Source organism: Micromonospora sp. NPDC049049 (genome assembly GCF_040649115.1).
Classification (GTDB): Bacteria; Actinomycetota; Actinomycetes; order Mycobacteriales; family Micromonosporaceae; genus Micromonospora.
Window position 1 is genome coordinate 31,331 of record NZ_JBEZEX010000014.1, and the last position, 20,775, is coordinate 52,105.

Genomic DNA, 20,775 nt, shown 5'->3' on the forward strand with positions numbered 1-20,775 from the left:
CCGCCGAGCGCGGCCGTCCCCTAAGGTAGCGCGGGTGTCACGCGCATGTCCCGAGGTTCAGCGGATCGTCGCCCCGGCGGTGGGGGTCGGGGTCGGCTGGACCCGCTCGAACCGCACCTTGCTCAGCCATCCCGGGAGGTCGCTGAGCACGTACAGCTCGCCGTTCACATCGGCGCCGAACGCCGTCGGCTGGGTGGGGAAGGTGCCGATCTCAGCGGACTCGTACCCACCGGTGGACTTGGGACGCACTGCGAAAGCGCGGGTCGAGCAGTAGTCGCTGGCGATGTAGGTGCCCCGCGCCTCCGGGGTGACGGACCCCCGGTAGACCAGCCCGCCGATGATGGAGCAGTTCTCGGTCATGTAGTGGTCGTACTCGACGATCGGGTCGGTGAGCCGCACGCCCGGCCGGCACTGCGTCTCGTCGAAGACCGGCGTGCCCTCCCGACAGGACCAGCCGAGGTTCGCGCCACGCTGCGACGGGCGGATGTGGTTGATCTCCTCGATCAGACCCTGGCCGACGTCGCCGATCCACAGCGAGTTGTCGGCCGGGTCGATGGAGAACTTCCACGGGTTGCGCAGCCCGTAGACCCAGATTTCCGGCCGCGCGCCCGCCGTGCGGACGAACGGGTTGTCGTAGGGCACGCAGTAGGGCTTCGCCCCGCAGCTGCGGTTGACGTCGATCCGCAGAATCTTGCCGAGCAGCGTGCCGAGGTTCTGACCGCTCTTGTAGGGGTCGTTCGCGTAGCCACCGTCGCCGAGGGACCAGTAGAGGTAGCCGTCGCGGCCGAAGGCCACCTGCCCGCCGTTGTGGTTGCCGTACTCGGCGTGCTCTTGAGTGAGCAGCACCTGCACCCGATCGGGGGCGTTGATGGGCACTCGCGCCAGGGTCAGCGCGCCGGCCGGCAGGCTCGTGTAGGCCACGTAGAGCATTCCGGTCCGCGCGAAGTTCGGCGCCGGTGTGATGCCGAGAAGGCCACGCTCGTTGTCCGACGTGTCGATCCGGGCGGTCAGGTCGATCACCGGGTCGGGTGCCAGGCCGGTGTCGGGGTGGTAGGCGCGCACAGTGCCGTTCTTCTCCGCGATCAGCATCCGGCCGTCCGGCAACCCGGTGATCGCGATGGGACGCTGCAGACCGAAAGCCACCCGTTCGGAAACCACTGTCAGCTCAGTGAGTGGCACAGCACGGGTTTTGGATGGGCCGGCCGCGGCAGTGCTGGCAATTGGCGTCGGTGGCGACAGGGCCGCAGCCAGGGCCAGAGCGAGCAACCCGGCCAGCGTGGCGGCCGGGCGACGACGTCGTCGTGACATGTTCAGCTCCTCGAGCAGGTGGGTGGTGGACACGGTCTGGGAGCGTTCCCACCGTACAGTGACTGCAATCGATATCCAACTGATGTCTGCGCGTCCCGTTCGAGCCTGGGCCGTCCCGCGAGGTCCGGAGCGGGTGACAACGGACGGTAGGGTGAGTCACCGATCAATACGAACGGTGGTGCCGGTGAGTCTGATCCAGGTGGGTGTCACCGCGACGACGACAATGCTGGCGGTCCTCATCGGTGGGTGGCTCACCGTCCGGGCACAGGATCGGCTCTGGCGGCGCGACCAGGATCGACAGTGGCGAGACATCCGGCTGACCGCGTACACCGATTTCATCGGGGCGCTCCGGGAGTACGTAGCGTTTGCTCTCAACCCGGCCGCCCAGATCACCGCGGTGCCGCGCCCCCGTGATCCGGGTGATCTCATGCCGTTCTTCGACGACGAGGGCAGCCGCTACCGGGAGCGACTGGAAAGTACCAAGACCGCGCTTCGGCTGGTGGCCGGCACAGTCGAGGTGGTGAGTCGCTCGTCGGAGCTGGTGCGCCAAGCCCGGCTCCTGGCGGCTGCACGGGCCAGTAGTGGCGCCGAGGCGTTGCCCGCGGAACGATTCGACGCCCTGTGGGAGGCCGAGCGCCGATTCATCGAGGTTGCCCGGGCCGAACTGGGCCTGCCCTCCGCGTTCGCGCCCCGACCGGTCAACGCCCGCCCGTAACCGTCACGCCGGACCCGCCGCCGTCATTCCAGGCCAGACGCCAGGTGAGCGTCGACGCAACTCCACTGGCGGTCGGCTCGTTGGTAGCGAGAGGCGGACGGAGGCGGACGATGGCGGCGGGGCGGGGTGCCGAGCTGCTGCGCCCTCCGATGAGTTCGGGTCGGGCGACGTTCCTGGAGCTCTTCTTCGATCTGGCCTTCGTGGTGGCCCTCACCCGGGTCTCGCAACGTTTCGCCGGATTGGCCGATGACACTGGCTGGGCGCTCGTCACGGGCTTCGGACGTACCCTGCTGCTGTTTCTGGCGCTCTGGTTGATCTGGTCGCACACTGCCTGGATCACCAGCCGGTACGAACCGGAGCAGCCGGTCATTCAAGCCGTCGTGATCGGCACCATGTTCGCCGGACTGATCATGGCGGTGACGCTGCCCCGCGCCCTTGAGGAACGAGCGGTGCCGTTCGCGGTCGCGTACCTGATGGTGATGGTGCTGCGGCCCTTGGTGGTCGCGGTCGCGTTGCGTGGGCATCCGCGACGGCTGGTGCCGTTCCGGCTTGTCGTGTGGGCCCTGGTGAGCGCCCCGCTGTGGCTGGTCGGCGCGTTGGGCCCGGACCACCTCCGCCTGCCGCTGTGGGTTGTCGCCCTCGCTGTCGACTACCTCGCCTGGGTCCTGGGCTGGCCGCTGCCGTGGCTCGGGGTCTCGAGAATAGGTCGGTGGCGGATCGCGGGGACCCATCTCGCGGACCGTTATCAACAGATGTTCCTCATCGCGCTCGGTGAGTCGATTCTGGTTATCGGTGTGGTCTTCAGCGGCGCGGACTACTCAGGGGATCGGGCGGCCGCCTTCGCGGTCACGTTCGCGACCAGCGCGTTGCTCTGGCGGATCTATTTCTACCGCGCCGGTCTGCTGTTGTCGGAGGCGTTCGGGCGGGCGGGTATGCCCGGCCGGCTGGGCGCCACGTCGGAACGGACGCACCTGTTCATCGTGCTTGGCGTGCTCGTCACCTCGGTCGGCTACGAGTTGGTGATCGATCATCCGTTCGGACAGCCGCGGCCCACTTGGCTGCTGTTCGTGGTGGGCGGACCGATGCTCTTCCTCGTGGCCCGCCTGCGCCTGGAGTACGAGGTCTTCGGTCAGGTCTCCCGACCCCAGGTGATCGGCTTGGGCGCCCTGTTGGTGTTTACGCCGGCGCTGGCGCATCGGGCGCCGATGGTCGGGTTGAGCGTGGTGGCCTGTGTGCTGGCCCTGGTCGCGCTACTCGGAGCGCTGCGCTGGCGAGGCCAGTCACTGGAGGTTCCCGCCTCGCCGATCGGACGGGAGACGTCCGGAGACCGCGACTCCGAGGCGTGAAGCGGCACCCGTTCGCCAGGATGGCCCGTTTCATTACGTAATCGCCCGACTGGGCGCACCGGGCGTTCACGTCGAGCCGGATCCAGCTGGTGGCGGGCGCCACAGCAAGCACAAGATAGAACGGTCGGTCTTGACGGTGGAGGGCCGAGTAGGTACGGTTCCAACAGACAGAACGTTCGTTCCACCTGGCGCCCGGTCAGGTGTACGGCTGTGCCTGAAGGAGAGCGCCGTGCCCACCAAGATCACCCTTGTCATCGGCAACCCCGCCGACCCCGACGAGTTCGAGAAGGTCTACGCCGACGTACTCCGGGCCGCGGAGACGTTCCCGAAGCTTCAGCGGGTCGAGTCGGCCAAGGTGTGGCCGAAGGAGGACGGCACGCCCACACCCGCGTACCGGACGCTCGACCTGTACTTCGCCAGCTACGAGGACGCCTCTGCCGCAGTCGCGACGCCCGCTGCCGGTGCCGTCTTCGGTGGGCTCCAGGGCGCTCAGGTGGAGATCACGGGGCTGTTCTCCTACGTCGAGTAGCACCGCCCTTCCCCTCCCGGCGGCGGCCCTCACCCCGCTGGATGTCCCTTCGCTCCGGAAATTTCCGAGAGGATGACCATGACCACCGTTGCCGTTCCCGGCATCTCGACGACGGCCGCCGCCCTGCGGCGGTTGTACTTCGGTCGCTTCGCCTTCGCGATCGTCTGGGCTGCCGTGACGTTCCCCCTCGCCAAACACCTCAACCCCCTCACCGCCGCGCTGCTCGTGCTCTACCCGCTCTTCGACGTGGCCGCCGCCATCGTCGACGTCCGCGCGTCGCGGGCCACCGGATCGCCCACCCTTCTGTACGTCAACATCGCGATCAGCCTGCTCGCCGCGGTGGGCCTGGGTGTCGCCGGCGCGTCCGGCATCCCGGCGGTCCTGCGCGTCTGGGGCGCCTGGGCGGTCGTGGCCGGACTGGTTCAACTGATCGTGGCCGTCACCCGCCGCAAGATGGGTGGCCAATGGCCGATGATCATCAGCGGTGGCATCTCCGTCATCGCCGGCGCATCGTTCTTCGCGGCAGCCTCCGCGGACAACTCGGCGCTGACCAACGCGATCGGCTACGCCATCCCCGGCGCCATCTTCTTCCTCATCGCGGCCATCCGCCTCGGCCGCACCGCGAAAGGAAACTGACGTGGAAAAGGCCGCGTACGACGTCATTGTCATCGGCGCGGGGCCGGTGGGGGAGAACGTCGCCGACCGCGTCGTGCAGGGCGGCCTGACCGCCGCGATCGTCGAGCGGGAACTGGTGGGCGGCGAGTGCTCGTACTGGGCCTGCATGCCGACCAAGGCGCTGCTGCGCAGCCAGACCGCGCTCCGGGCGGCTCGTCAGCTGCCCGGAGCGCGCGAGGCGGTGTCCGGCGAGCTGGACGCGCAGGCCGTGCTGCGTCGTCGGGACGCCTTCGCCTCGCATTGGAAGGACGACGGGCAGGTGTCCTGGCTGAATTCGGCGGGGATCGCGCTGTATCGGGGCCAGGGGCGGCTTGGCGCCGACCGGGTCGTCGAGGTGACCGGCGCGGACGGCGCCACCACCTCGCTCACCGCCCGACACGCCGTCGTCGTCGCGACCGGAAGTGGCGCGCTGGTGCCGGACATCGCCGGTCTGCGCGAGTCTGCGCCGTGGACCAGCCGTGAGGCAGCCGCCGCGAGCGAGGTTCCCGGCCGCCTCGCCATCATCGGTGGTGGCGTGGTGGCCACGGAGATGGCGACCGCGTACGCCGGCCTCGGATCAGCGGTGACGGTGCTCGCGCGCGACGGGGTGCTCACTGCGGCGGAGCCGTTCGTCGGCGAGCGGGTCACGCAGTCTCTGCGGGAAGTTGGCGTGTCGGTCCAACTCGGTGCGGAGGCCAGATCGGTGAGCCGCGACGGCGAAGGGACGGTGCACATCACGCTCACCGACGGCGGACAGGTCGAGGCCGACGAGATCCTCGTCGCGATCGGCCGTACGCCGAACACGCACGACCTGGGCCTCGACCGGATCGGCCTGAAGCCCGGCGCCTGGCTCACGGTCGACGACACCCTGCGGGTGGTCGACGGTGCCGGCGCGTTGATCGGCGACGGATGGCTGTACGCGGCGGGGGACGTCAACCGGCGTGTGCTCCTGACCCACCAGGGCAAGTACCAGGCCCGCGCGGTGGGCGACGTGATCGTGGCGCGAGCCACCGGCGAAGCGACAGACGACCGTCCGTGGGGTCGGCACGTCGCCACCGCCGACGAGCGCGCCGTGCCGCAGGTCGTCTTCACCGACCCGGAGGTCGCGTCGGTAGGGCTGACCGCAGCCGCCGCCGAGGCCGCTGGACTGCGGATCCGGGTCGTCGACTACGACCTGGCCGCCGTCGCCGGGGCCGCGCTGCACGCCGACGGTTACCAGGGGCACGCCCGGATGGTCGTGGACGAGGACCGACGGGTGATCGTCGGCCTCACCCTCGTCGGCCCGGACGTCGCGGAACTGATCCACGCCGCGACGATCGCCATCGTCGGTGAGGTTCCTCTGGAGCGGCTGTGGCACGTCGTTCCCGCGTACCCGACCGTCAGCGAGGTCTGGCTGCGCCTGCTGGAGGCGTACGGCCGCTGACCTGCGCCGTACGGCCGTCCGCGTCATCGGCGGCCGTCGGCCGTTTCGACGACGAGAAGAAGACGAGGTCGGCCGGGCGAGGGCGCGCGCTCAACCGGTGGTGGCACCACAACAGGAGCTGGGTCATCCTCCTATCGGAGGGTGGCCCAGCTCGAGGTCGTGCGGGGGCTATCGGGCCGACTCTGCCGACTGAAGCTCCGAGTTGATCCTGAGGAGTCCTTCGACACCGCGCAGGAAGGTCTCGGACACCTTCGTGGGGTCGGCGAGGCATCCCGCCGCCATGGCACCGTCCCGGAGCATGACGAAGTGGCGCGCTGCGGGATCCGCCGTTCCTTCATGGACCTGTGCCATGAGCGTGGTGATGGTGTCCAGGAACCATTGCCGGTGGGCCATGAGTTCTTGGTGCACGGGATGGTTCGTGTCGGGATATTCCGCCGCGGCGTTCAGGAACGCGCACCCACGGAACCCGGGGGACTGGATGTTCTGAGCGATGGAATTGGCGATGGCCAAAAGCGGGTCGACCGGCGATCGGTTGGCGGCGAGCGCCTCGTCGACCATGCCGCGCTCCAGCTGATGCACCTCCCGAAGGTAGGCCAGGATGAGATCGTCCTTGCTGGGGAAGTGTCGGTAGAAAGTAGCCCTGGTCACCTTCGCCTCGGCGATGATCCGGTCGACGCCGACGGAGTGAATGCCCTCCGCGTAGAAGATCCTGGTCGCCGTGCGGAGAAGCTTGAGGCGCGCCTCGGAGGGCCGGTTGGTGGGTTCGTCGCTCGCCATCCCACCATCTTAGCGACAGAACGTTCGGTCTTATCCTTGTCGGCGGTTTCTCCGATCTCGCTGACAGTGGCCCGATCAATGCGGAATTCTGGATGCTGCAACCCCATCGGAGCAGGGATCGCGCGGGCTGATACCCGGTGCCCAGGGAAGTGCTCCGTCGACCGTCCTCGTCGGTCCGGCCAGCAGTCGCAGGCAACGGGTGACGAGGCCTCTCGAAAGGACCTCCAGATGAGCGCTGCTTCTGACATGTCTGCCCAGGAGATGCCGACGATCGTGCTGATCCACGGGGCATTCGCCGGCTCGTCGAGTTGGAATGGGGTGATTGCCAACCTCAAACATAAGGGCTATCCGGTCATTGCCGTCGCCAACCCGCTGCGTGGTGTGCAAAAGGACGCCGCATACGTTCGCGCCCTCCTGGACAGCCTGCCCGGACCGGTCGTGATAGCCGCCCATTCCTACGGCGGGGCGGTCATGACCGAGGCGGCGGCCGACGCCCCCAACGTCAAGGCTCTGGTGTACGTCGCCAGCTTGAGCCCGGACGTGGGCGAAAGTGCGCTCGGGTTGCTCACGAAGCACCCTGGAAGTCAGCTCACCTCGAGCATCAGGATGATCCCGATACCCGACGACGACGGCGGCACGACCATGGATCAGTACATTGTGCAGGACAAGTTTCACGAGGCGTTCGCCGCCGACGTCGACTCCGGCACCGCCGAACTCATGGAGGCAACGCAGCGGCCCGCCTCTGCGCACGCCCAGGAGGAGAGCGTGACCAAGGTCGCCTGGAAGACGATTCCCTCCTGGACCCTGATCAGCGCCCAGGACCAGGCCATCCCGCCCGACCTGCAGCGCTTCATGGCCGACAGGGCGGGGTCCACGACAATTGAGATCGCCGCCTCCCACGCTGTGGCGGTCTCGCAACCCGGCCCGGTCGCCGACTTCATCGACACCGCCGCCCGCGCCACCACACGCTCGATGCAGATGTCCAAGAGTCGTCGAGGTTGACGACGGTCGCTTATCGCGTTCACCGGCCGGAGCAGCCCTCGGGCAGCCCGGCCGGTGACGCATCAGACGGGCTCGATCGCGAGGTCGATGACCTGGTCGTCCTTGATGTCGAACACAAATGCGAATGACAGGGGCCCGCCGGGGAAATCACCGTCCCCGGAGGCCACCAGCCGGTCGTCCGCGAACGAGGTCGGCGTGAGCACGACCTTGGGGTTGATCAGGTGCCCCTGGATCCACTCGCGGATCTCGGCCTCGCCGGTCCAGGTCTTCCCGTCATCGCGCACGGTGGCCCCGTCGCCGAAGACCGCGGCCAGCGCGTTCGCGTCGTGCGCGTTAGTGGCCGTGATGAAGTTGTCGACGGCCTTGGGTAGAGTGATCTCGTTCATTTACTGCCTCCAATTTTCTCCGGTGCCCGGACGCGGGCGCGCGCTGGTGCGGCCCCGGTGTTCAGCTCGAGGTGCCGACCAGGGTCACGGCTCAGAAGTCCGCTCCGCGGGAGAGCTTCTCGTTCGCGCGCAGCTCCGCGAGTGCGTTCTCGTGCATCGCAACAACGACGTCGTAGCCGGAGTTGCCGAGCACGATTCGTTTCGGCGGCACGGGTGCGTTCATCGCGCTGATCACGGCCTGCACTCCACGGACAGGGTCTCCTGCCTGCTTGCCGTTGTGTTCCACGAACGCCGCCTTGACGCCCTCGACCATCGGCACGTAGGCGTCGACGATCTCGTTGACGTCCTCGTTCTGGAAGTAGGTGAAGGCCTTGGTGCGGAACGCTCCCGGCTCCACGACGAGCACGCGCACTCCGAATGGCTCAACTTCCTGGCGCAGTGTCTCCGACAGTCCCTCGATCGCGAACTTCGCCGCCGCGTAGTAGCCGAACCCCTGTGCGCCGACGAGGCCCGCCACCGACGACATGTTCACGATCCATCCGTCGCCTCGTGCCCGCATGCCGGGCAGGACCGCGCGCACCACCTCGACCACGGCGAACAGGTTGAGGTCGAACGTGCGGCGGATCGTCTCGTCGGGGGCACCCTCGATCGAGCCGTACCAGCCACGGCCCGCGCTGTTGACGAGCACGTCGATCCCGCCGAACCGCTCCTCGGCCGTCTTGACCGCCGCACGCACCTGGTCGGCATCGGTGACGTCGAGCTGGAGAACCAGCACACGGTCTCCGTGTCGTTCAGCCCACTCGTGTAGTTCAGAGGGCCGACGGGCGGTCACCACCACCTGATCGCCCTGATCCAGGGCGGCCTCGGCATAGACCAGGCCGAACCCTCCGGGAGTCCCACCAGTGATGAACCAGGTCTTCATGGACTTCTCCTCTCGCTATAGAAAGCAATGTAGCGCTACATGAGGTAATGTAGCAAGCATGCAGAACGCACGGGATCGACTCCTGCTCGCCGCGGCGGAATTGCTGGAGAGCGGCGGCACTGTGTCCACGAGGGCGGTGTGCGATCGCGCCGGGGTGCAGGCCCCGACGCTGTACCACCACTTCGGCAGCAAGCAGGGCCTGATCGACGCCGTGGCAAGCCACGGCTTCACCCAGTACACGGCGGTCGAGAGCTCTGGCGACCCGCTGGGCGACCTGCGCGAGGGCTGGAACAGGCACGTGCAGTTCGGGCTGGAGCACCCGTCGTTCTACGGGCTGCTGTACGGCCGCGCCCAGCCGGGAAAGCCGTGCGCCGTCACCGCCCCCGCGCACGCAGCGCTGCGCGAGCGGTTAACCGCCGCCGGGGGCCTGCTCAAGGTGCCAGCGGCCGATGCCGCCGAACAGGTGTTGGCCGCCAACGTCGGCATCACGCTCACCTTGATCAGCCAGCCGGACCCGGATCTCGGGCTGTCCGGACGCGTCCGCGAGGCCGCGCTGGCCGGAGTCCTGCGCATGCCCCCCGCCGAAGCCCCCGAGACTCGTGCGAGCGCCGCACTGACGCTGCGTGCGCTGGTCGGCAACGACCCGGGCGACCTCACCCCTGGCGAACACGCGCTGCTCGGCGAGCTGTTGGACCGCCTGGCCCGCTAGCGTCAACGTGGTGCCTGAGCGACAGGTTTCTGGGCGAGGAGAAACCCCTGGCCAGGGCTGTCCGGTCCATCGGCGGGGACGCCACCCCAGAACACGGTTGTGAAGCCGGCGTCGGTGCAGGTCTGTTCCGCCTCCCGTGGGGTCTGCCAGTAAAGGTCGAACTCGACGCCGAGATTGGCGCTGCGTCCCGCGCGTCGAACCTGGCTGCTCCCGGCCTTGAAAGCGGTCACCAGATAGCCGCCCGGCTTGATGACGCGGTACAGCTCGCCAAAGGCCACTTGTCGGTCCCCAGGGCGTCAGGCCCTTGGCCGCCAGGTAGGGCGCGAGGCGCCCCGATCCGCAGCCGATGTCGCCGATGTTGGTGCCCAGCCTCGTGGCAAGCGCCAGTACACAGAACAGGTCGAGGACGGCCCTCTCCGCGGGCATGCGATCCAGGGCGTCATTCAGGCGTTCCGCATAGAGCTCGGCGAGGACGTCGTGCGCGGCTCGCAACTCTCCGGTCTTGGCGTCCACGGAGAGGACAGTAGGCCCCCCGTACCCACCCGCACCTGCCGCCGTCCGGGCGATCAGTGCGGGAAGGCGCGGGTATGCGCGCGGCGAGAAGCTCGTCGCGGAACGCTTGGACGCGTGTGATGACCTGCCGTCTGCCGACGGTGTTCTCGATGCGGTCGAGGTAGAGGCATCGGGCCGCGAGTTTGTCGAGGTCGACGGGGAAGTAGATCGCCATCAGCGGGTTGACGACTTCCGGCGACGGCGCCACGTGCGATGCCACACCACCATGCTGTCCGACCCCGCGGGTGCTGCAATCAACCTGGAAGCCTTGACCCAGCCGTCCTGGCCCGCTTCTGGGCGGCGATGCTGGATGGTGAGGTCGCGGTCCAGACCCCGGACTTCTGTGCGGTCAAGGCGGGTCCGCTGCACCTCGGTGCCGTTCGCGTCGACGGCTACCGGCCACCGACCTGGCCCTCGGGCGAACGATCACAGCAGATCCACTTCGACCTGGCCGTCGACGAGCCCGATGACCTCGATGACGCCGAGGCGCGCGCGATCGAACTCGGAGCCGTCAAAGAAGAGCAACAACCCGCGCCGGACGCTTTCGCGTCCCGCGTGATCCGGCCAGCCATCCCTTCTGCCTACGCGGCTGACCCGCACGACCGCGGCGTGAGGGTCAGCTGTCCGAGTTCCTGGGTGCATCGGGTGAGCGCGACGTAGAGGCCGTTCCAACCGCGCGGTTCGGCGGCGATGCCCTCAGGGTCGATGAGGAGTGTCGCGTCCCATTCCAGTCCCTTGGACTGGGTCGCGGTGAGCACCGGCACATCACTCAGCACGGCGTGGAGTGCGGCGATGCGCTCCGCGGGGGCGATGACGCCGACCGTGCCGCCGTGCCACCGTTGCTGCAACTGCCGCACTGCGTCCACGGCGGCGCCGGCAAGCTCAGCCGGTGTGATCGTCCGCTCCCAGGGGGCGATGCCGGCGGAACGCACCGCCCGTGGCGGGGTGTTGTGGCTGCCAGCCTTCTTCAAGACCGGTTCGGTGAGGTCCATGACCTCGCGCGGGGTCCGGTAGCAGATGGTCAGTTCCGCGGCGGTCCAGCGGTCTCCGAAGGCAGCCCGTACCGCTTGCGCCCAACTGGCGTGCCGGTGTGCTGCCTCGGCCTGGTCGATGTCGCCGACGGCGGTGATGGAGCGACTGGGGCAACGGCGGAGAACCATCTGCCACTGCATCTCGGACAGTTCCTGCGCCTCGTCGATGACGACATGGCCGTACACCCAGCCGCGCTGGCGGCGAGCACGTTCGGCGAGGAATTCGCCCTGTGGTTGCGGGGTGTCGACGTCGCCGAGCAGGTCGGCGAGGGCGTCGAGAAGAGGGATGTCGCTTGATGCCCAGGGGGTGGGCTCGGCCGCGACGGCCGCGACCTCCTCGGGGGACAGCTGCGGGGCGAACCGGGCCAGCAGGGTGCGGTCGGTCAGGAGGCCACCCAGCAGGGTTTCGGGATCGAGGGTGGGCCACCAGGCCTCGATGAACCGGGCGATGGTGGTGTTCTCGGCGATACGACAACGAAGCTCTTCGACCTCCTCCTCGGAGAGCAACCCGTTGATGTCGCTGCCGGTGGACGCCTCGGTGCAGGAGTGGTCATGCGCCATGCCCTTGTCGACGCGGGCGAGGATGTCCTCGAAGCCTTCCTCCATCTCCGCCATCAGCGTCTCGCGCTGTTCGGCGACGACATCGGCCAGACGGTGGTGCAACTGCTCGGCGAACGCCGCGCGGGCGCGGTGGTACGGACGCCCCTGCACCGCCGAGGCGAGCGCCTGCGCCACGGTCGCGGCCGGAATGACGTAGAACTCGCCCTCCCAGCGCAGCTTCAGCTCGCGCGGGCGGGGGAGCAGCGACGTGACGTAGCTTTCGAGCGTTGGCTGCCAGAGGGCGCGGCCCTTGATCTCGGCGAGACGCCGACTCTCGTCGCGGCCCACGTGGATGTCGGCCAGCAGGGTGTCGCAGGTCGCCGAGACGACGGCGGTCTCACCGAGCGCGGGCAGTACCTGGGCGATGTACTGGAGGAACCGCGGCGAGGGACCCAGGACCAGGACCGCCTGGTCGGCCATCTTCCGGTGGGTGAACAGCAGGTACGCGACGCGGTGCAGGGCAACCACGGTCTTGCCCGTGCCGGGTCCGCCCTGGACGATCAGTGGGCCGGTCGCCTCAGCCCGGATGATGTCGTCCTGTTCGCGTTGCAGGGTGGAGATCGCCGTCGACATGCGGCCGGTGCGCCGCTGGTCGAGAGCGGCCAGTAGGGCGCCTTCGCCGACGAGTTCCGCAGTCGTACTTCCGTCGAGGGGTTCGTCGTCCACGCTGACGACGGCCGATCCCGTCGTACGGATGTGCCGGCGCCGTGCCTGACCCTGTGGGTCGACAGCCGTCGCGGTGTAGAACGGCCGAGCTGCGGGAGCGCGCCAGTCCACCAGCAGTGGCTCGGTGCCCTCGCCGTCGTTGCGAAGACCGACGCGACCCACGTGGCGCACAGTGCCGTCGAGGCCGTCGAGGCGGCCGAAGACCAGCCCTTCCTCTGCTCGCCGTAGCTCGTCGTACTGCTGGCGGAGCATGCGCTGCCGGGCCAGCTCCAACGCGTCCAGGGCCTCTGCCGAAAGCTCGACCTGTAGGTGGTCGACCAGCCTGTCGCGCCGGGCCGTGGCCAGATCCAGAAATGCCTGTTCCTCGGCGACCGCGGATCGTCGCGCGGCACCCTCCGCTGTGGGGGCCGGCAGTTGGCCGCCAGGTGCTGATTCGGCGACGCCAGCGGTGCCGATGCTCAGGGCAGACTTCCGGTGCATTCACAAATCCTTGGATCGGGGTAACCCTCGGCCCGGATGAGCCGCAGCGCATTCGGCGGCAAGCATAGAGTCCGTTTCCCTCACCGACCAGGCAATCCGCCAGCAGAGATCGGAATCTCAATGCCTTGCAGTTCCGGCGTTGTTCGTGGCCTCATCAATCCTATTTCCATATTGACAGTTCGGTCTCCATCTGTTCTTTGAGTGTGTTCCAAGCGGTGGGTGCTCTTCGGCCTCAGGCCTGGGTGCGGCACGATGGCGGCGTGTCGATGGAACGCGTTGAAGCTCCGGCCATGCTGTTGACCTGGCTTGCAGACCGCCCTGTCTGGGAGTCGACCACCGGCTACGACGCCGCTGGTTGGCAATCGTCGACCTGGGTCCTTCATTCGATCTACGAGAACGCCAGCCTTGCGGGTCTGGGCACTCACGACGAGCTGCATCGCCACCGGCTCGAATCTGGCGACCTCGCGCCGGAGATCGTCGGAGGCATAAACCTCGACGAGGACACCACCAACACCGGTATTCCCCTGGGCTTGGACTGGCCCGCTCAACCCCGCTCAACCCCACTGAGCCGACCTGCGGCAGATGTCGGCCGAGGTCGCGCGGCGCGAGGACGGTCACCGGGGTGCCGAGGGTTGTCCCGTGGAGGTCAGCTCAAGCTGAAGGACACGTCGTCGACGTCGAAGGCGGTGGCCCCGTTGCCGGCCGTCTCGCTGGCCAGGAAGCTGGCCGTCGCGGCGCGTTCGGTCGTGGCGGTTCCGCTGGACATCACGTACTGCCGCCACTGCGCTCCGCCGTCGAAGGCCAGCGAGAACCTCGTCTTCGGGGGTATCCCGGTGACCGCCAGTCCGACGTTCAGGTAGTCGCCGCGGCTGGTCTCCGTGGTGGTGGTCCGCACCCAGAAGCTGACCGTCAGGTCGCAGTTGGCCGGCACTGTGACGGTGGTGCGCAGCAGGTCGGTACGCGTCACGTCCAGCCCGGCGAAGGCGGCGTAGGCGCGGCCGGTGTGTGCCGGTCGGGTCGCGTCGCCGAACACGACGATGCGGGGGCCGGCCGTCCAGCCGGTGGTGCCGCGCTCGAACCCCGGGTTCGGGTGGATCTGCCCGGTGCAGAGCGGGTCGGCAGCTGGCTGGCCGTGGGATGCGCCGCCGGTGGCCAGGAGCAGCAGTGCCGCAACCGAGACGGTGGTGACGAAGGCCTTCATCGGTTCTCCCCGCGTCCATACATTCGAGATGGTCGATGTATATCGACGATGCGCGTTGGACTCGGGCGCGTCAAGTCCTTCCCGCCGCCGGCTCCGCGTGGGCGGCGGGCTGGCCGGGACGAGCTGGCGCTACCGCCTGCGGCGGGCGTCGGCCTCGTTGTCGAGCAGGTCGTTGAGTGTCAGCGCTGAGTTGATCAGTGAGAGGTGGCTGAACGCCTGGGGATAGTTGCCGATCTGCTCCCCGGTCGCCGCGATCTCCTCGGCATAGAGGCCGAGGTGGTTGCTGAAGGTGAACATCTTTTCGAACGTGAGTCGGGCGTCGTCGAGGCGGCCAGCACGGGCCAGCGCCTCGACGTACCAGAAGGTGCACATGTTGAAGGTGCCCTCGTGGCCCGGGAGGCCGTCGGGGGAGTGGACCGGGTCGTACCGGTGGACCAGGCTGTCGGAGACCAGTTCACGCTCGATCGCCAGCAGGGTGGACTGCCACAGCGGGTCGCTCGGCGTGACGAAACCGACCGCCGGCATGGCGAGCAGTGCCGCGTCCAGCACGTTCTCGTCGTACGCCTGCACGAAGGTGCCGCGGGCCCGGTCGTATCCGCGCTCCATGACCTGGTTGTAGATGCGGTTGCGCTGGTCGGTCCAGCAGGCCATGTCCCCGGGGCGACCGGTGCGGGTGGCCAGCCGAATGGCCCGGTCCAGCGCGACCCAGGACATCACCCGACCGAAGGTGTAGTTGCGGGGGTGGTGGCGGCTCTCCCAGATGCCGGCGTCGGGTTGGTCCCAGTTGTGGCAGAGCCAGTCGACCAGTCGGACGGTGCTCTTCCACACCTGGTGCGAGACGCGGATGCCCTGCTCGTCGGCGAGGTGCATGGCGTAGAGGGCCTCGCCGTGGATGTCGAGCTGGAGCTGGTCGGCGGCGCCGTTGCCGATCCGTACCGGCCGGGAGCCTCGATAGCCCTCCAGATGGTCCAGAACCTCCTCGTGCAGGTCGGAGGAGCCGTCCACCCGGTACATGATCTTCAACGGGTCCTGGTGGTCGCCGGCCTCGCGGATCCGCTCGTCCAGCCAGTTCATGTACCGGCTGACCTCCTCGGTGAAGCCGAGGCCGAGCAGTGCGTGCACCGAGAACGACGTGTCGCGTACCCAGGTGTAGCGGTAGTCCCAGTTGCGGGTGCCGCCGACCAGCTCGGGCAGCGCGGTGGTGGGCGCGGCGATCATCGCACCGGTCGGCGCGTACGTCATGAGTTTGAGCGTGATGGCCGAGCGCTCGACCATCTCCCGCCACCGGCCGGTGTAGCGGGAACGTTCGAGCCAGCGCCGCCAGTAGTCCCGGGTCCACTCGAACATGCCCTGGATCTCTTCCGGCGCGAAGATGCGCGGTTCGGCCCCACCCGTCTCCAGGACCACCCCGCCGGTGTCTCCCTCGTTCAGCGTGCCGTACGCGACCAGGTCGCCGCCCTCAAGGTGGACGTCACCCTGTTCGGAGATCAACCGCCGTACCGGGTCGACTGGGTTGAACGTCAGCGCCGCCGACCGGCTGCGGAAGACGTAGCCGTTGTGGTGGCGCTCAAGCTGATGCTCTTCGCGGGCGTAGTCGAACCGTGGGCGGCACTCCACCCGGAAGCGCATGCTGCCGCGGACCATGGTGACGGTCCGGACCAGCCGATGCGCGTCGGTGGCCCGCTCGCCGGTGACCGGCATGAAGTCCATTACCTCGGCCACCCCGTCGGCGCTGATGAACCGTGTGATCAGGATGGGTGTGCCGGGGAGGTAGAGCTGTTTGGTCACGTACCGCACGTCGTGCGGCGCGATCTGGAAGTAGCCGCCCTTTTCCTTGTCGAGCAGGGCGGCGAAGATGCTCGGTGAGTCGAACCGCGGCGCGCAGAACCAGTCGACGGTCCCGTCGCACGTCACCAGCGCGGCGGTCTGCAGGTCGCCGATGAGCCCGTGATCCTCGATCGCCGGATAGCTGTCCACATCTCTCCCCGGTTCGGCGGCGTCCTGCGCACCGAACTTAGGGGAGGAATTGTCGGCTTAGGTGAGATTCACGTTCCGCCACCCTGTCGCGTTCCCCCACGTAACGCGGCGAAGGCCGGGGTCCTGCGCCGACCCGGCCAGCCTCACAGTCAGCGCAGCGGGCGGCAGGAGGAGCGGATGACCAGCTCGGTGGGGAGTCGGATGTGGGTGTCGCGGTCGACGCCGGCGATCAGGTCGACGAGGAGGCGCAACGCCTCGGCGCCCATTCGTTGCAGCGGCTGCATGATGGTCGTCAGCGGCGGGTTGACCAGCGCCGACTCCGGGACGTTGTCGAAGCCGATCACTGACAGGTCGTCGGGCACCGACAGGCCCATGTCGCGGGCCACGGTCATCGTGGAGATCGCGGAGAGGTCGTTACCCGCGAAGATCGCGCTCGGTCGGTCGGTGAGGGCGAGCAGCTCCGCGGCCGTGCCGGCGGCGCTCTCGATCCGGAACCCGCCGACGCGGACGAGCCGCTCGTCCACCGGCACGCCGGCTTCGGCCATCGCACTGCGGAAGCCGGCCTCGCGCAGCTGGGCGGACTTCAGGTCGGTGCGTCCACTGATGTGCCCGATGCGGGTGTGGCCGAGGGACAGCAGGTAGTTGGTCGCCAGTACGGCGCCGGCGAAGTTGTCCGAGTCGACGGTGGGCAGGTCGGACGGCCCGGTGTGGGGGTCGACGGCCACGACGTGGAAGCTGTGTTCGGTCTCGACCACTGTCGGCGTGACGATCACGGCGCCGTCGATGAGTGTGCCGGAGAGTCGGGCGAGCGAGCGCCGCTCCCACCCCACGGCGGCGCCCTCGCCGTCGCCGCTGGAGTAGGCCAGTAGCTGGTATCCGCTCCCGGCGACCTCCTGCGACGCCCCCTTGAGCAGCTCGGTCGAGAACGGCTCGAACTCGGCGACCAGGATGCCGAGCACGTTGGTGCGGTGGCTGCGCAGGCTCTGCGCCCCCAGGCTCGCCTCGTAGCCGAGCTCGTGGATGACCTGCTGGACTCGCTCCACTGTTGCCTGGGCCACGCCGTAGCGGCCGTTGACGACCTTCGAAACGGTTGCGACCGAGACGCCGGCAGTACGTGCCACATCCGACATCTTGACGCGCTGCTGAAACACCACGTCGATGATGATAGGGCCCTGCTGCCGCCGCGGTGTCACCGACTCGAAAACGTTATCGATACCGATTGACATCAAGTTACATGACTGTAAAACTTCGCCGCAGGCCGAGTACCGCGACTGAGCAGTCGAGGAGACATCTATGGCAACGAAGCGGCGTGCAAGTGCCGTCCTGGCACTGTTGATGACAAGTGTTCTCGTTACCGCCGGCTGTGGCGGTGGAGGCGAAGAGGCGGCCCCTCAGAACGAGCTGTACAAGGACCCGGTGACCCTGACCTGGTGGCACAACGCCTCACAGGACGGGCCCGGCAAGACCTACTGGGAGAAGGTCGCCAAGGACTTCTCCGCACTCCACCCCACCGTCAAGATCGAGATCGAGGCGATCGAGACGAACCAGCTCCAGCGCACCCGGCTCCCTGCCGCGCTGCTGAGCAGCGACCCGCCGGACATCTTCCAGGCCTGGGGTGGCGGCGAGATGGCCGAGCAGGTGGAGGCCGACTACCTCAAGGAGATCACCGACCAGGTCAAGACCGAGGTCGGCGACATCGGCAGTGCCGCAGAGATCTGGCAGGTCAAGGGCAAGCAGTACGGCCTTCCGTTCCGGATGGGCATTGAGGGCGTCTGGTACAACAAGGAGATGTTCGCGCGAGCGGGCATCGCGGCTCCGCCGACCAACTTCGAGGAGCTCAACGCCGCGGTCACCAAGCTCAAGGCGATCAACGTCATTCCGATCGCCGTGGGTGCCGGTGACAAGTGGCCGGCCGCGCACTGGTGGTACAACATGGCGCTGCGCGCCTGCTCGGTCGACACCCTCAAGAAGGCGTCCGCGGAGAAGACCTTCGACGATCCGTGCTTCGTGAAGGCCGGCCAGGACCTGAAGGCGTTCATCGACACCAAGCCGTTCCAGCCCAACTTCATCGCCACGCCGGGCCAGAACGATCCGACCAGCGCCAACGGCATGCTCGCCAACGGCAAGGCCGCGATGGAGCTCATGGGTGACTGGAACCGCGGCACGCTGGACACCGTCGCCACGGACAAGACGAAGCTCGCGTCGTTCCTCGGCTGGTTCCCAGTGCCGGCGATCAGCGGTTCCCCGGGTGACCCGAAGGCTGCCCTCGGCGGTGGTGACGGATTCTCCTGCTCCAAGAACGCCCCGTCCGAGTGCGTCGAGTTCCTCAAGTACATCGTGAGCCCCGAGGTGCAGAAGGGCTACGCCGAGACCGGCACGGGCCTGCCTGTGGCCAAGGGTGCGGCGGACGCCGTCAAGGACCCCGCGCTGAAGTCCATCCTGGAGGCCACCTCCGGGGCGAGCTACGTCCAGCTCTGGTTGGACACGGCTTACGGCAGCACCATCGGTAACGCGATGAACGACGCGATCGTCACCATCTTCGCCGGCAATGGGACGCCTGAGAAGGTCGTCTCGGCAATGAAGGCGGCCGCAAGCAAGTGACCTCCGCCAACCAGATCCGTATGCCCGCCGGCGGCGCTTCCGCGTCGCCGGCGGGCCCCCGCCGGGCCGAGCGCGATTCCGCCCGCCGAGCCGACAACCGCCGCAAGTGGTACGAGATCATCGGGCTGACCGCGCCGGCCGTCGCCATCTACGTGATGTTCGTGCTGGTGCCGATGGGCTTCGCGGTCTACTACAGCCTGTTCCGGTGGCGCGGGGTCGGGCCGCCCACCGAGTTCGTCGGTCTGCGGAACTACACCCTCGCCTTCCAGGATCCGATCTTCCTCGACGCGTTGCGCAACAACGCCATCATCGTGTTCGGGTCGCTGCTGATCCAGGGACCGATCGCCCTGGGCGTCGCCCTGCTGCTCAACCGTCGCTTCCGTGGGCGGTCCGTGTTCCGCCTCCTGGTGTTCGTGCCGTACGTGCTGGCCGAGGTCACGGTCGGCATCATGTGGAAGTTGCTCCTCACCGGAGACGGCACCGTCGACGCGCTGCTGCGGTCCCTGGGAATGGGCGGCCTGGTGCAGGCCTGGCTGGCGGACCTGGACGTGGTCATCTGGACCCTGTTGGCCGTTCTCACCTGGAAATACGTCGGCTTCGCCATCATCCTGCTCCTCGCCGGGCTGTCCAATGTGCCCGACGAGCTGACCGAGGCCGCCGCCATCGACGGCGCGAGCTGGTGGCAGATCCAACGGCACGTCACGATTCCGCTGCTCGGCCCGACGATCCGGATCTGGATGTTCCTGTCCATGATCGGCTCGCTGCAGATCTTCGACATGATCTGGGTGACCTCGGTGCCCGCGGTGCGGTCCCTCGGCGCGTCGGCCACCATGGCGACGTACATGGTGGACAACGGGTTCTTCGCCCGGCTCTGGGGCTACGGCAACGCCGTGGCGGTAATCCTCTTCGTCATCTCCTTCGTGGCGGCGCTGCTGTTCCAGCGGTTCCTGCTCCGCCGCGACATCGAGGGCGCCATCACCGGAAGGGCGAAGTGACGATGGCCGTGAACTCGGTTCTCCCCCCGTCCACCGGACGCCGCCAGGTCTCCTGGGGCACGCCGCTCACCTACGCGCTCGCCCTCGCGATCGCGGCGGTGTCGATCGCCCCGGTCATCTACGTGGTCATCGGCGGTTTCCGCACCACCCCGCAGATCGTCGCCAACCCGGCCGGCCTGCCCGACCCGTTCGTCTGGGACAACTACTCCCGGGTGCTGACCCAGAGCAACTTCTGGCAACAGGCGTTCAACAGCGCGGTCATCGCCCTCGGCACCACGCTCGCCGTCGTCGTGCTCGGCCTGGCCGCCGCGTTCGTGCTGGCCCGCTACCGGTTCCGCGGGCGAGAAGGGCTCTACACCTTCTTCACCCTCGGCCTGCTGTTTCCGGCCGGGGCGGCGATCCTGCCGCTCTACCTCATGCTGCGTGACCTGAACCTGATCAACTCGTACTACGCGGTGATCCTGCCGCAGGTCGCCTTCTCACTGCCGCTGACGATCGTGATCCTGCGCCCCTTCCTCTCCGCCATTCCGCGAGAGTTGGAGGACGCCGCCGCGATCGATGGTGCGAGTCGGCTCGGCTTCCTCTGGCGCGTCGCGATGCCGCTGTCGCGGCCCGCGCTCGTCACCGTTGGCGTCCTGGCGTTCGTGGCGAGCTGGAACTCGTTCCTGTTGCCGCTGCTCGTCCTCAGCGACGTCAACCTGCACACCCTGCCGCTGGGCGTGCAGAACTTCTCCAGCCAGTACACGACCGACACGGCAGGCGTACTCGCCTTCACCTCGCTGGCAATGCTGCCGGCGCTGCTCTTCTTCACGCTCGCGGAGAAACAGATCGTCGGTGGCCTGCAGGGTGCGGTCAAGGGCTGAGCGGCAGCGGTACGAGCACAACCACAGGAAGGCACAGC

At 68.0% G+C, this 20,775-nt stretch carries 20 protein-coding genes; 11 read left to right on the forward strand and 9 right to left on the reverse strand.

Annotation, left to right across the window (positions count from 1 at the left end; translation table 11 throughout):
- Nucleotides 1–57: 57 nt before the first annotated feature.
- Nucleotides 58–1,341 (reverse strand): PQQ-dependent sugar dehydrogenase, encoded by a 1,284-nt coding sequence (locus AB0B68_RS16320; protein WP_357260695.1) that lies wholly within the window; start codon nucleotides 1,339–1,341, stop codon nucleotides 58–60.
- 151 nt (nucleotides 1,342–1,492) lie between these two features.
- Here AB0B68_RS16320 and AB0B68_RS16325 point away from each other — a divergent pair, with 151 nt between their 5' ends.
- From AB0B68_RS16325 to AB0B68_RS16345, 5 genes are all read left to right on the forward strand, one after another.
- Complete coding sequence (locus AB0B68_RS16325) at nucleotides 1,493–2,023, forward strand: hypothetical protein (RefSeq protein WP_357260698.1); 531 nt, start codon at nucleotides 1,493–1,495, stop codon at nucleotides 2,021–2,023.
- 110 nt (nucleotides 2,024–2,133) lie between these two features.
- Nucleotides 2,134–3,369 (forward strand): low temperature requirement protein A, encoded by a 1,236-nt coding sequence (locus AB0B68_RS16330; protein ID WP_357260701.1) that lies wholly within the window; start codon nucleotides 2,134–2,136, stop codon nucleotides 3,367–3,369.
- A 229-nt stretch (nucleotides 3,370–3,598) separates the two neighbouring features.
- Nucleotides 3,599–3,898: a hypothetical protein gene (locus tag AB0B68_RS16335; RefSeq protein ID WP_357260704.1), complete on the forward strand. Its 300-nt coding sequence runs from the start codon at nucleotides 3,599–3,601 to the stop codon at nucleotides 3,896–3,898.
- 78 nt (nucleotides 3,899–3,976) lie between these two features.
- Nucleotides 3,977–4,534, forward strand: coding sequence for a hypothetical protein (locus tag AB0B68_RS16340; protein WP_357260707.1), 558 nt, complete (start codon nucleotides 3,977–3,979; stop codon nucleotides 4,532–4,534).
- A gap of 1 nt (nucleotide 4,535) precedes the next feature.
- Nucleotides 4,536–5,975 carry an NAD(P)/FAD-dependent oxidoreductase gene (locus tag AB0B68_RS16345; protein WP_357260710.1) on the forward strand — a complete coding sequence of 480 codons (1,440 nt, stop codon included), beginning with the start codon at nucleotides 4,536–4,538 and terminating at the stop codon, nucleotides 5,973–5,975.
- Nucleotides 5,976–6,143: 168 nt separating this feature from the next.
- Here the strand turns inward: AB0B68_RS16345 and AB0B68_RS16350 are convergent, their stop codons facing one another.
- Complete coding sequence (locus AB0B68_RS16350) at nucleotides 6,144–6,752, reverse strand: TetR/AcrR family transcriptional regulator (protein WP_357260713.1); 609 nt, start codon at nucleotides 6,750–6,752, stop codon at nucleotides 6,144–6,146.
- A 228-nt stretch (nucleotides 6,753–6,980) separates the two neighbouring features.
- On the opposite strand from AB0B68_RS16350, the gene AB0B68_RS16355 reads away from it, so the two are divergent.
- On the forward strand, nucleotides 6,981–7,754 hold the full coding sequence (locus AB0B68_RS16355; RefSeq protein ID WP_357202468.1) for an alpha/beta hydrolase: 774 nt from the start codon (nucleotides 6,981–6,983) through the stop codon (nucleotides 7,752–7,754).
- 62 nt (nucleotides 7,755–7,816) lie between these two features.
- Here the strand turns inward: AB0B68_RS16355 and AB0B68_RS16360 are convergent, their stop codons facing one another.
- Both AB0B68_RS16360 and AB0B68_RS16365 read right to left on the reverse strand, forming a co-directional pair.
- Complete coding sequence (locus AB0B68_RS16360; RefSeq protein WP_357202465.1) at nucleotides 7,817–8,140, reverse strand: nuclear transport factor 2 family protein; 324 nt, start codon at nucleotides 8,138–8,140, stop codon at nucleotides 7,817–7,819.
- Between the two features lie 91 nt (nucleotides 8,141–8,231).
- Nucleotides 8,232–9,062 (reverse strand): SDR family NAD(P)-dependent oxidoreductase, encoded by an 831-nt coding sequence (locus AB0B68_RS16365; protein WP_357202462.1) that lies wholly within the window; start codon nucleotides 9,060–9,062, stop codon nucleotides 8,232–8,234.
- A 58-nt stretch (nucleotides 9,063–9,120) separates the two neighbouring features.
- Between AB0B68_RS16365 and AB0B68_RS16370 the strand changes: the two genes are divergently transcribed.
- Entirely contained in the window at nucleotides 9,121–9,771 is a 651-nt protein-coding gene (locus AB0B68_RS16370) for a TetR/AcrR family transcriptional regulator (RefSeq protein ID WP_357202459.1), read from the forward strand.
- Between the two features lie 2 nt (nucleotides 9,772–9,773).
- On the opposite strand, the gene AB0B68_RS16375 is transcribed toward AB0B68_RS16370, so the two are convergent.
- Nucleotides 9,774–10,049, reverse strand: a complete 276-nt coding sequence (locus AB0B68_RS16375) for a hypothetical protein (protein ID WP_357260716.1) — start codon at nucleotides 10,047–10,049, stop codon at nucleotides 9,774–9,776.
- A 577-nt stretch (nucleotides 10,050–10,626) separates the two neighbouring features.
- Between AB0B68_RS16375 and AB0B68_RS16380 the strand changes: the two genes are divergently transcribed.
- Nucleotides 10,627–10,983, forward strand: coding sequence for a VOC family protein (locus tag AB0B68_RS16380; RefSeq protein WP_357260719.1), 357 nt, complete (start codon nucleotides 10,627–10,629; stop codon nucleotides 10,981–10,983).
- Here the strand turns inward: AB0B68_RS16380 and AB0B68_RS16385 are convergent.
- The 4 genes from AB0B68_RS16385 to AB0B68_RS16400 form a co-directional block, all read right to left on the reverse strand.
- A complete protein-coding gene (locus AB0B68_RS16385) occupies nucleotides 10,905–13,100 on the reverse strand; it encodes a UvrD-helicase domain-containing protein (protein ID WP_357260722.1) in 2,196 nt (731 codons plus the stop codon). The two genes, AB0B68_RS16380 and AB0B68_RS16385, sit on opposite strands and share 79 nt — an antisense overlap.
- 646 nt (nucleotides 13,101–13,746) lie before the next feature.
- Nucleotides 13,747–14,301, reverse strand: a complete 555-nt coding sequence (locus AB0B68_RS16390) for a hypothetical protein (protein WP_357260725.1) — start codon at nucleotides 14,299–14,301, stop codon at nucleotides 13,747–13,749.
- Between the two features lie 129 nt (nucleotides 14,302–14,430).
- Nucleotides 14,431–16,278: a glycoside hydrolase family 15 protein gene (locus AB0B68_RS16395; RefSeq protein WP_357260728.1), complete on the reverse strand. Its 1,848-nt coding sequence runs from the start codon at nucleotides 16,276–16,278 to the stop codon at nucleotides 14,431–14,433.
- A gap of 149 nt (nucleotides 16,279–16,427) precedes the next feature.
- A complete protein-coding gene (locus tag AB0B68_RS16400) occupies nucleotides 16,428–17,432 on the reverse strand; it encodes a LacI family DNA-binding transcriptional regulator (protein WP_357204801.1) in 1,005 nt (334 codons plus the stop codon).
- Between the two features lie 262 nt (nucleotides 17,433–17,694).
- Here AB0B68_RS16400 and AB0B68_RS16405 point away from each other — a divergent pair, with 262 nt between their 5' ends.
- The 3 genes from AB0B68_RS16405 to AB0B68_RS16415 are packed head-to-tail and all read left to right on the forward strand — an operon-like array spanning nucleotide 17,695 to nucleotide 20,737.
- Entirely contained in the window at nucleotides 17,695–18,879 is a 1,185-nt protein-coding gene (locus tag AB0B68_RS16405; RefSeq protein ID WP_357204803.1) for an extracellular solute-binding protein, read from the forward strand.
- Nucleotides 18,876–19,874, forward strand: coding sequence for a sugar ABC transporter permease (locus AB0B68_RS16410; RefSeq protein ID WP_357204805.1), 999 nt, complete (start codon nucleotides 18,876–18,878; stop codon nucleotides 19,872–19,874). Before AB0B68_RS16405 ends, AB0B68_RS16410 begins: the two co-directional genes overlap by 4 nt.
- A 2-nt stretch (nucleotides 19,875–19,876) precedes the next feature.
- Nucleotides 19,877–20,737 carry a carbohydrate ABC transporter permease gene (locus AB0B68_RS16415; RefSeq protein WP_357204807.1) on the forward strand — a complete coding sequence of 287 codons (861 nt, stop codon included), beginning with the start codon at nucleotides 19,877–19,879 and terminating at the stop codon, nucleotides 20,735–20,737.
- Nucleotides 20,738–20,775 lie beyond the last annotated feature (38 nt).